This is a genomic window from Pseudomonas sp. WS 5410, from assembly GCF_012985645.1.
In the GTDB taxonomy this organism is placed as follows: domain Bacteria; phylum Pseudomonadota; class Gammaproteobacteria; order Pseudomonadales; family Pseudomonadaceae; genus Aquipseudomonas; species Aquipseudomonas shahriarae.
On record NZ_JAAQWS010000041.1, the window covers coordinates 1 to 11,241 of the forward strand.

4 protein-coding genes are annotated in these 11,241 nt (G+C 50.8%); all 4 read left to right on the plus strand.

Going from position 1 to position 11,241, the window contains the following annotated elements; all coding sequences use genetic code 11:
- A partial coding sequence (locus HBO24_RS29175; protein ID WP_170060601.1) for a ribonucleotide-diphosphate reductase subunit beta occupies positions 1 to 371 on the plus strand: 371 nt, incomplete at its 5' end.
- Positions 372 to 787: 416 nt separating this feature from the next.
- Positions 788 to 949 carry an HNH endonuclease gene (locus HBO24_RS29870; protein WP_332875153.1) on the plus strand — a complete coding sequence of 54 codons (162 nt, stop codon included), beginning with the start codon at positions 788 to 790 and terminating at the stop codon, positions 947 to 949.
- 312 nt (positions 950 to 1,261) lie between these two features.
- Positions 1,262 to 4,582: an STY4851/ECs_5259 family protein gene (locus HBO24_RS29180; RefSeq protein ID WP_170060829.1), complete on the plus strand. Its 3,321-nt coding sequence runs from the start codon at positions 1,262 to 1,264 to the stop codon at positions 4,580 to 4,582.
- Between the two features lie 9 nt (positions 4,583 to 4,591).
- Positions 4,592 to 10,858 carry a DEAD/DEAH box helicase gene (locus HBO24_RS29185; protein WP_170060830.1) on the plus strand — a complete coding sequence of 2,089 codons (6,267 nt, stop codon included), beginning with the start codon at positions 4,592 to 4,594 and terminating at the stop codon, positions 10,856 to 10,858.
- Positions 10,859 to 11,241: the final 383 nt, after the last annotated feature.

Here is an 11,241-nt window from a genome sequence, read left to right on the forward strand (position 1 = left end):
ATGAGTCGATGCACCTGAACTTCGGGATCGACGTGATCAACCAGATCAAAATCGAAAACCCACACCTGTGGGATGCCGACATGAAGGAAGAAGCGACCCAGATGATCCTGCAAGGGACCCAGCTGGAGATCGAATACGCACGCGACACCATGCCGCGCGGCGTGTTGGGCATGAACGCGGCGATGATGGAGGACTACCTCAAGTTCATCGCCAACCGTCGCCTGTCGCAGATCGGCTTGAAGGAAGAATACCCAGGGACCACTAACCCGTTCCCGTGGATGAGCGAGATCATGGACTTGAAGAAAGAGAAGAACTTCTTTGAGACCCGAGTGATCGAGTATCAGACCGGTGGGGCGTTGAGCTGGGATTGATCAGCTCATAGCGCTCAAAATCATTAATCCGTGAAACGCTGTCATTGATCGTGAAACGGACGCACCAAAAAAGGGCTGCCAAATGGCAGCCCTTTTTTATTCTTCAGAGATTTATGTTCATTTTGTAGGAAGTGACCAATTACTCAGGGTCGTATTCCGGACGATTTCAAAGCCCGCTATTGAGAGGGCCCCGCCTGTCATTACCGGCCTCAGCATGTATCTTTGTTGACCAACTCAGGCGGTTTTTTCTACAACACTTCTAGGCACATCGGCTCCCAAACATGGCAGGTCGCAAACATATACCCACAGAAACTAAACTGCGGCTGTTTTCTGAGGCCGCGGGGCACTGCCAACAGCCCGAATGCCTCCAGCCCCTATTCCCTGCTGAAATGGGCGGATACAAGCATATAGCCGAAATGGCCCATGTCATTCCGCATGGAGAAACGGGACCACGTCACGAAGAAGGGCCCGCCGGAGAGTTCAAGATTAACTCCTTTGAAAACCTCATCCTGTTGTGCCCTACCGCCATACGATCATCGACAAGAATCCAGACTGATATAGCCGGGGTACATTGTTAGGCTGGAAAACTAACCACCTCGCGGCCTTGGCACACAAACAAGGAATTTGTACCTACGATAAACGCAGCCAAGTCAGAGACACCGTGTGTGGTAGCCATGGCCGAAAATAAGGTCATATCCCACGAGGCGTTTTGCGTGAATGAGCATCGAATAGAGCTTTCAACTTCATCAAGATACAGATGTCGACGGCGTTTCACGAAGATGGCACAGTGACACACGCCTAAGAAACTGAGGTGGTGCAGCTGTAGACGTCGTCGAGACCTCTGTGCTGCGTTGCATGCTTTTGAATCTTCAGCATAAGGATTTGCGTCAATGACTGCGTTCACTCCTGCTGTAAATCCCATAAAAGCCTGGCTCAGCGAGTTTTTGCTCACCCGCGAGCTATTCAAAGGACCTAACGGCAAACCTCTCTACAGCTACCAACTGTCCGAACACGAGTACGTATCCTTACGCGATTTACTTCAAAAGTACCTTCGCCTAGCGTCCAGTCCAGTTCAGGTCATACACCTGGGAGCATGTTTTTGTTTATTCGTCAGTGAGCAATACCGTAGAAATTACAACAGCTCATGGTCCTGGTCAGGCGCTGAGAGCGAGTTAGCCGTCTCACTTTCACACAACCAGCATGCAACCTTGACCAGTAAAGGACTGGAATACTGGAAACGCCCTATTCGGTACCGGGAAAACGGTAGGGATTGGCTAGGGTCTCTTTTCGCAGAAGGTGGGCTACCTTGGCCCCTGGTTCAAAAGGAATCGCATGGCTTTGGCAAAGCCGTCAATCGAGGCATTAATCTCTTCAGTGCAGGGAGTAGCCACCGAACAACTGCTGACCTAATCGCAGAACACGAAGATGAATTGCCAATTTCCTTTCGAAATCTAGAAACCAGGCAGCTGCTTGCCGGCATTGTTGAACAGTTGATGCATCTGGCTGGGCAATATCCGCTTAAGGATCAGAAAGACCCTGCTGCTTACCTGGATAAAGTCGCTCCTGAGTGGACAGAAGCCTTTCCTATCCCTCTCGATGAAACTAACGCTAGAGGGCTGATTAATGATTGGCTACATGATGCTGGCAAGCAGCGGCTTGATAGAAAAGAGACCCTAATTCAATCCAGAGCATTCACCTGCGAGCATTTTCTATTAGGCACACTGCCGGACTGGAGAATTAGGACAGAGCTGGCCTTGCCAAAGGAACACTCATTTGACATTGATCCCCAGCAGTTGGGTAGCACTCGGCTCGATCAAGCCTATTACGAAGGTGAGCACATATTAGCTCGTGGGCCTGCGGTGTATGCCCAGCTAAACGAGTCGCGTCTGACGATCCGCTTCTCCAACCCCTCAATATCAATAGAACGTCGCAGGTTAGGCGAACCTGTCACGCTGCGCTTACTCGACAATGGACGAGTTGTTCAATGTTACCAATTCGACGGCAGCGAGTTGGATTACGAAGAAACGCCGTTAGTTTTTGAGCAGCGGGCTGATTGCTGGCAATTGGTCGGAACATCTTCTTGCGGTGTCGCTGGTGAGTCCGCACGTATTCGTATTCCGATCAAATTTAGTTTTTTGTCAGACGGCCTCGCACCATCACTGCTGACTACCGACAAAGAGAGCGGCCAGTGGCTGGATCTACGGGCCGATGTATCGCTCCAAAACGGCCCTGACCTCTACCGAATCGAATTAAATCAGAATCAAAACGAACACCGAAAGCCCGCTCTGGCCGGTGTTCAGGGGCTCTATGACAGTAACCCAGGTGTTGTATATTTGGGTTGGCCACGACTGGAGTTGCCCGAAGACTATGAGTTTGGTTTGGGCGATATTCTGGAATTTGCCAATGGACAACCCCTGGACACTCTTCGCCGTACCGGGCCCTTCGGTGTCGTTCGTTACACCTTGAAAAACCGCACGGGGAAAACGCTTTTAACTCGACGCTTTGCCGTCCTACCCAAAGAATTCAGTACCTCGTTGCTTCCCGCAACCACCGAAAAACCTGCTCGATTGCAGATCAAAGGTGCGCTCCAGCTTGACTTAAAAATCGACAGCTCGCTGCTAATGGCCAAGCGATTGGAGTCTGAACACTCCGCAACCACTTTCAGCCTTATTCATCGAACCGATACACCTCCTGCTGGTTTTACGCTGGAAATCGACCAGAAAAGCAGCAATCAGCCACTACGACTTCGCCTCCCGTACCCGTATCAAGGAGCCCGGCTTATTGGACCAGACGACCGGCCCTCACGAGCACACGAACTTACGTTACCTGAGCTTATAGGCCATCGCATCGCACTGACCTCAGGGCAAACTCAAGGGCAAAGTTTCTACATGCAACTGGAACTGGTGTGCGAGGCGCTGCCACATCCAAAACGGCACTATGAGATCAACGTAGGCTCATCGCCCACGCTGCTAAATTTGTTTAGCTACCAAAATGACATGCTTCAAATGCTGGGAGCTGTCGACGAACAAGATGCGTTTATTAAGCTTACCTTAGAAACAGAACAGCGCGCGCTCAGCCTGAATATCAGACGGTACAACGGCCGCTTGCAATGGGAAAGTCAAGACACATTCACGATCTGCGAAATAAGTAACGCGACAATTTTGAATGACGCCGAAGTTGAAGCAATGTTGCTTTCTGACCCTAAACAAGCGCCAGTCAAAATTGAGGAACTCAAGAGCCAGGATGTTGGCACCGGGCGATTTATTATACCCAACACCATGCAACGTGATGGCCCATGGCTAATCTATCCAGCCAAAGATAGTAAAACTCAATTTCGCCCTGCACTGTTCGTGTCGACTTCGTCGATTACTGAAATTCAAACTGAAGTTTTTTCCCTGCACAGGGCGACACAGGTTTTCCACCCCAAAACCAACGCAAACGCCATCAGTCAACAAATCACTGTCATGGCAAAAGAGTTCGGACACAGTGGCTGGCAATATTTAGCGGACTTAAAGCAACACTACGCGCACCTGCCATTGTCCTCATTTGAAAGCTGGAAGGCACTGTCAAAGCAACCAGAGGCGCTGGCATTTGCGGTGCTCCGACTAGAAATGGATGAAGCGTTCTGCGCTCGAATTCGCGATGAGCTGGCGGTGATCTGGGAAGCAACTCCTCTCCCCATCTGGGCCGAAGCGCATGCACGATTTTTACAAGGGCTGATCGCATGTGGCTTGCCGGAGATTCTTATCAAAAACCTTGAAATGAATCGCGCGGCCGTGTTGCGACTTGTGGTTTCCGGCTTTGATTATTTGGGCGACTACCTTAGTACTGGCAGCAAAAGCAGTCTGACCAAAATCCCTCCCCAACTGGTGGTACCAGGCTGGAATCAAGCCCTACGCCAACAACACGCTACTGACAGACAGTGGCCTACCGATCTTACTGCGGAGTTGACTAGCTGGATCCTTCAGAATCCGATACCTGCATTCTTGAGAGAGATTACCCCTGTTGGTTTCACTAAAGCGGTTTCTTACTTACCAATTTTTTTGGCCTATGTGACGGCAGGCAAGGCCACCCTAAATGATCTTCCTGTGCCGATGGCGTACCTAAAATTCGCAATTCGATTGGTTTCTGATTTTGACCGTCAGGGATGGTTCGCACCTACTCACGCACTGATGGTTTCGTACTTGCTAGCCTCCGAAGACGAGGCATAAGGAGTTCCGATGCGTTTTTTCACGGATTTAATTGAGCAAAGCCTTAACCGCACGCGGGAAGCAACCTTAGGCGTCCTAGGAGTTAACGAACCAGGGCTTCGCCGCCATCTAAACGAAAAAATGGTTGATGAATTGGGCGCCGATGGCTGTTTTCTGGCTCCGCCGGTTTTCGAACATACGTTTGGTTGGAAAGAGTCGGAAAAACGTCTTCTCGACTTAGAGGGGTCGTTGCTCTCCAAAAGCCTGCTCAATACATTACAAAACGCCCATGCGTATGACTTTCCAAGAGAAGCCCATCCCTATACGCACCAGCTTCAGGCTTGGCGAACGTTGCTTAACGAGAAACCTCGATCTGCCATCATTACCAGTGGCACCGGCTCGGGGAAAACAGAATGTTTTATGGTGCCTATCCTTGAAGATCTAATCCGGGAGCGTGAGCGAAATCAGTCATCCTTGATTGGGGTGAGAGCGCTATTTCTCTATCCTCTCAACGCCCTAATCAACTCTCAACAGGAGCGATTAGATGCATGGACCCGTGCGTACGGTAAAGATATTCGGTTTTGTTTATACAACGGTAAAACTGAAGAGCGCGAAGGGGTCATTCGTAAGATTCAAGAACAGAAACCCAACCAGGTTTTGTCACGTGAGCTTTTGCGCAAAGAGCCCGCGCCAATATTAATGACCAACGCGACAATGCTCGAATACATGCTGGTTCGTCAGGTAGACAATCCTATCCTGGAAATTTCAAAGCAACAGCAGTCTCTACGCTGGATTGTCCTCGACGAGGCACATACTTACGTTGGTTCTCAAGCCGCAGAAATGTCTCTCCTACTGCGCCGCGTCGTTCAAGCCTTCGGTAAAAATTCTGAGGAAATTCGTTTTGTCGCGACATCGGCCACCATCGCCGGGGGGGAGGCCGAAGAAAAGTTGAAACGGTACCTTGCAGATCTCGCAGGAGTGCAGCTAGAACAAGTCGACGTCATTGGAGGATCTCGTGTTTGGCCGGATATCTTGTTCGACTCGAAAGTCGAAAAGGCCTCGCTAGAGGTTGTGCAGTCTATCGAGAATGAACAGGAAATATCACCGTCCCGTTTTGATGCTTTAGGACGTAATTCAATAGCACACTCGTTAAGGCATGCAATTGTTAACTCGACGAAACCGTTAGATTTAAATGAATTACTGACGATACTGAAATCCGAATTAATGCCCGGCTCGCGGCTGGAGCAGCAACGGGAAGTGTTAGGTTGGCTCGATGTATCAACTGGCACCCGACGCCATAAGGACGAACCGCCGTTTCTTAAGCTACGGACCCATCTTTTTCAACGAATGCTTCATGGACTATGGTCCTGCATAGACCCCAATTGCACTGCCAAATCTGCCAGTCTGAGTGAATGGCCATTTGGCAACGTCTACGTTCATCAACGTGCACGCTGCGAATGCAACGCGCCAGTGTACGAATTAGGGTTTTGCGATGACTGTAAAACTCCGCATTTGATTGCAGAGGATCGCAATGGGGTTCTTCACCAATTGAGCCCGTACGCAGGGGATGAGTTTTCTCTGAGCTACGAAAGCGGCGAAGAAGAGACGTCGCCTGAAAGTGAGGCAACCGGCCCCACTACTAGTCGTACCTATGCACAACGTTTGGTAATTTCCGGGTTGCAGGTCGCACAAGATCCCTTTTTCAGCGTCAGCCTCGATCTCGACACCCACGGCTTATGTGCTACTAACTCAGCGCGCCCTATCAACATTACTATCGCTGAAGAGAAAGCGGCTTGCTGTAGTCACTGCGATCACGAACTTCCAAACAAAAAAAGCTTTCTGAGAAAAGCGTACCTGGGCGCTCCATTCTATGTTGCGAATGCCGTCCCGACGGTGCTGGAGTTTTGCCCAGATGCCGACAAAAAAGACAGCAATGAGCGCTCCCCAGAAGAATTACCCGGCCGGGGTCGCAAGCTAATTACGTTCACCGATAGCCGTCAAGGTACGGCACGTATGGCCGTACGCATGCAACAAGAAGCCGAGCGTTCGCGGTTGCGTGGCTTAGTATTTGAAACACTTCGGAACGTTCAGGCCAAAGCTGATGCGGAACCTAAAGACGTTCCTACTGGCAACTATGATCTGCTGATGCACCAGGCAGAAGGCTTAGAACAGTCGGGAATGGGTGTAATGGCGGCAGAGCTACGAAGACAAGCGGCCGCGCTACGATCCGGCAGTGCCCCACAAAAACGAATCGTCAACGTCAATTGGGCAAGCATGGTCTATGAGCTAGCAGCCTCCAAAGATGTTGAACAGTCAATCCTGCGCTACAACCGCTACGCCAACCCTGTCCTTTTTGACGGGAGCCAAGGTGGCGCAACTATGGCTCGCCTACTTTTAGCTCGGGAATTTTCCCGACGTCCAAAAAATCAAAACAGTACGGAGACTCTCGGCCTCGTAAAAGTAACCTACCGAGGTCTCAAAGAAATTAGCTCTACACCGCCGATGTGGACGGAAACAAACGCGGTACCGGCGACAGGAGCATTTTCGGCGCCTGAAACTCGCTTAACGCTTGAGGATTGGCACGACTACCTTAAAGTTGCACTTGATTTTTACGTGCGCGAGAACACCTTTATAAACATGGATCGCGACATGCAATCCTGGATGGGCAGCAGGTTCACCCCAAAATCGCTGTTCTCTCCAAAAACCGAGATGGAAGAAAGCACAACCGTAAAAAAATGGCCTCAAGTAAAATCTGGAAATCCGCATCGGTTAGTAAAACTACTGGAACAAGCCACCGGATTGAATCGGACGGTCGCTACAGATGCGGACAAAATCAATGCTTGGCTAGAAGCCGCATGGTCTGCTCTGACACAGGCTCTCATCCTGGAGCCCGCAGACCCTGGGCATCGCCTGAAGCTAGATACACTGACCTTTTCGCTATTAGAAGAGGGGTGGCTCTGCCCGATAACGCACCGAATTTTTGATTCGACTTTTCGTGGGCTAACCCCCTACTTACCCATAAAGTTGCGTCCGCAAGACTATCGTTGCCAGAAAGTCCAACTCTCCTCGCTAGCTAACCTCCAGATAGACGGTAGCGCCGTGGCCAAGCAATTGCAGATTCGTGCGCAGGTCTTACAAGACCCGGTCATCCAGCACCTTCGGTCTGAGAATCTCTGGACCGATATCAGCGACCGTACCGTGGAAGGCGGATTTTACTATCGAACCGCAGAACATTCGGCTCAGCAGTCGGCGCAGAGACTCGATGACTATGTTGATCTGTTTAAGAAGGGTGATATCAACGTACTCAACTGCTCCACGACTATGGAGATGGGCGTAGATATTGGGGGCATCTCTGCTGTAGTGATGAACAATCTGCCGCCCCACCCTGCCAACTATTTGCAACGGGCAGGACGCGCCGGACGCCGTAGTGAGGCACGCGCGATAGCCTACACCTTATGTAAAGCGGACCCTCATAACCAGCGTGCGTTTGCACAGCCTAAGTGGCCATTCATTACCGCCATTCCCGCTCCTACCATTACTTTAAGCTCTTCTCGCATTGTTCAGAGGCACGTCAATTCGCTGCTCTTGTCTATTTTCCTAAAGTCAAAAACCAGTAGCGACGGTGACCGAACCAGGCTGACCCTTCAATGGTTTTTTGGCGGGGACGACTCACCCTGCCAGCAATTCAAAAGCTGGCTGACTAGTAGTCAGACAGAATTCGCAGACCCAATTAAGCGCCTTGTCAGCGGAACGTGCTTAGATGGCTGCCTGCTCAGCACAATCTCAGCCGAGACTCAGGAAAGCGTACGTATTCTGGAGAACCGGTGGCTTGAAGAGTCTCGAAAGCTCAACGCTAAGCTGCAAGCGGCGACAGATTTACCGTACAAGAAAGCGCTAGAGCTGGAGAAAAAACGTCACGACGGTGAGTACTTGCTTCGCGATCTCGCGTCCCGTGCGTTCCTTCCAGGATATGGATTCCCTACCGATGTCGTGACACTCAATACCTACAACATTGAGGACTTTAAGCACCAGCGAACTCATCCTGAGAGTCGTGAAGACAGCATTTTCAACAACAAAGAGCTACCGTCTCGCGGTTTAAACATTGCTATCCGAGAGTATGCACCTGGGTCACAAGTGGTAATCGATGGGCGAGTCTATCGTTCGGCAGGAATCAGTTTGCAATGGCATGCATCAGGCCAAGTAAACGAAGCACAAAAATTTGATATCGCCTGGCGATGCTCAAATTGTGGCGCGACAGGCGTAATCGAAAACGCCTACACCAACAGCTCCGAGCTAACGTGCTCACACTGCATGCAAGTAATTCAACCAAACGAGCGCCGAACCGTCCTTCGCCCTGGCGGCTTTGTAACCGACTTCTATGAGTCCACGACAAACGACATCACTTCTCAGAAGTTCATCCGAGTCGAACGACCTCGCATCCAACTGACTGGCGAGACGATCTCGCTGCCCGACAAGCGGTGTGGTTTCGTACGATTTGGTCACGACGGCAGTGTGTTCCATCATTCATCCGGTGAACACGAAAAAGGTTACGCCGTGTGCCTAACCTGCGGACGTGCAGATTCAATGCTCGCCTCCGGTAACGTTCCTAAAAACCTGCTTCCAGATCAGCTACACCGGCCAGTGGGCGGGATCACAGGAAGTCGTAAAGAGTTCGACTGCCCCGGTACGGCAGTTAAGCCTAACCTGTTCCTGGGCTATCAAATTCGCACTGACGTCATGGAGCTTTACTTGAGAAGTCCCCAGACAGGCCTGTGGCTCGGAGATAGTCTGGCAGAACAAACCATAGCCACGACTCTTGCCGTTGCGCTACGCGACGTTATCGCCGAACTATTAGGTATTGTCAGCACAGAAATGGGCTTTGGTTTCCGTCTTGATCGCGATATCGAAAGTGGACAAGGGCGAACGGTCATTCAGCTGTTCGATGAAGTCAGCGGAGGAGCCGGGTTTGTCCTGGCTGGCTTAGCGAATACAACCGAGCTATTACGTAAAACGTTAGGGAAGCTGCATTGCCCGGTTAACTGCGAAAACGTCTGCTCGCACTGTCTTGCAGGTCAAGACAGTCGAGTGGAGCGAGAGGAGCTAGATCGTGGACGCGCCATGGAGTGGCTGACTGTGTCGGGCCTAATCGAACATTTAGACTTGCCCAGCGAGTTTGAAACTGTGGTTGGGGCTAGTTATTGCTCGACCGGCCCGATCCGCTATTTGTCCTCAGCGATCAATTCAGCGGATCGCAGTGAAAACGACACCTCTATTTGCTTGGTGATGAGGGGAGATGCAGAGGACTGGGACCTAGATCACCCTTACTTCCGTGAAAAAATCCTCACTTGGGCAATCGCTGACAAACTCAAGGTGAAACTGGCAATTCCTTCTGGAGCGTCGCTAAGCAAAGAACAGAAGAACACCCTCTTTGACCTGGTTAGTCTTGGGGTGGTGATTGAAGATATGGACAACTCCCTCCCACTGATCAAGCCCTACCTGGTGGCTCAAATTCGTTCCAAGTCGGGCATCAAGAGTCTTTTTAGCAGCGTTGCCTCCGCTGCGACTCCAGGAGCCGGATGGCTGAGTAGCAACGATGGAATAGTATGGGCTGGAAGCGACTGTGTTTCTGATTGCGGTGGTCAGCCTATCGACGTTCGGACCTGGCGCCAATTTGAGCAGGGTGCACGGGTCATCGAAATCACCCACGAGCTTGACGGGCCTATCAGCAGCTTGCATAGACGTCTCGCTACTCTCATTGAGAAGCACGCGCCCGAACTGACTGAGTTGATTGCCACGGATCAAGCAGCAGTGGTCAGCTATTCCGACCGTTATTTGAAATCACCATGGTCGTTAATGTTGTTAAGCGGTTTTCTTGAACTTTTCAAAAATGAAAAACTTGAGTCGCTGCGAATTCAAACGCTAGCATCTAGTGGCGATCAGTCCAGCAATCAAATTAGTCACGACTGGAGGTTCGAACTTGATCAAGGAGCTCTTCTTAAGCTTTGGTTGGGTAGCCAGTTCTCCATCTCACCTGAAATTGAAATCAAAGAACGAAGCCGGGAGCTTCAACACGCGAGAGTGATAACAGTAGATTGGGTATCGGGTAAGCGCAGCAAAGTTTTCCTTGATCAAGGAATGGGATACTGGCGAGGTAGAATGCCGTATCGCGACCAGATGGGGTTTGACTTCCGCGCTAACCACGAAAGCCAAGCGCTACAAATGCTGGAGAAATATAAAGTGGCGCAAATGTGTCCTAGCGGTGAGTGGCCCACTTACATGAGCCTGCTTGTGAGCTAAGCCAAGCACCCAATGAGCCAGAGAAAGGTGTCCACCTAAGCTAAAGTGGACGCCACTTTTCTGTCTTCAAAGGCACTCGAAAGTAATGTGCGTCAAATTTCTTTAGGCCTAGACCTCTACTCCAGCTGTCACGCGAGGGGTAGATCGAGGTCAACATAGGCGAACAACGTATGCGTCCGGCCAACACACCTTCCTGACCCCGCCGCCAAAGGCGATGGTGTCCACCTGATTTAAGTGGACACCATTTCTAGCCTTTTGGACTGCCCCCGGCATCGTAGACATCTCCAGCCTATGCTTGGACTGCCCCCGGCATCGTAGACATCTCCAGCCTATGCTTTGAGCATAGGAGGAAGTTTATGAGCACCCAACGATTCACGCCGGAA

Bases quoted from the DNA above. Each gene is read 5' to 3' on its own strand.
- HBO24_RS29870 (WP_332875153.1), top strand. From the start codon at position 788: ATGGCCCATGTCATTCCGCATGGAGAAACGGGACCACGTCACGAAGAA.
- HBO24_RS29180 (WP_170060829.1), top strand. From the start codon at position 1,262: ATGACTGCGTTCACTCCTGCTGTAAATCCCATAAAAGCCTGGCTCAGC.
- HBO24_RS29185 (WP_170060830.1), top strand. From the start codon at position 4,592: ATGCGTTTTTTCACGGATTTAATTGAGCAAAGCCTTAACCGCACGCGG.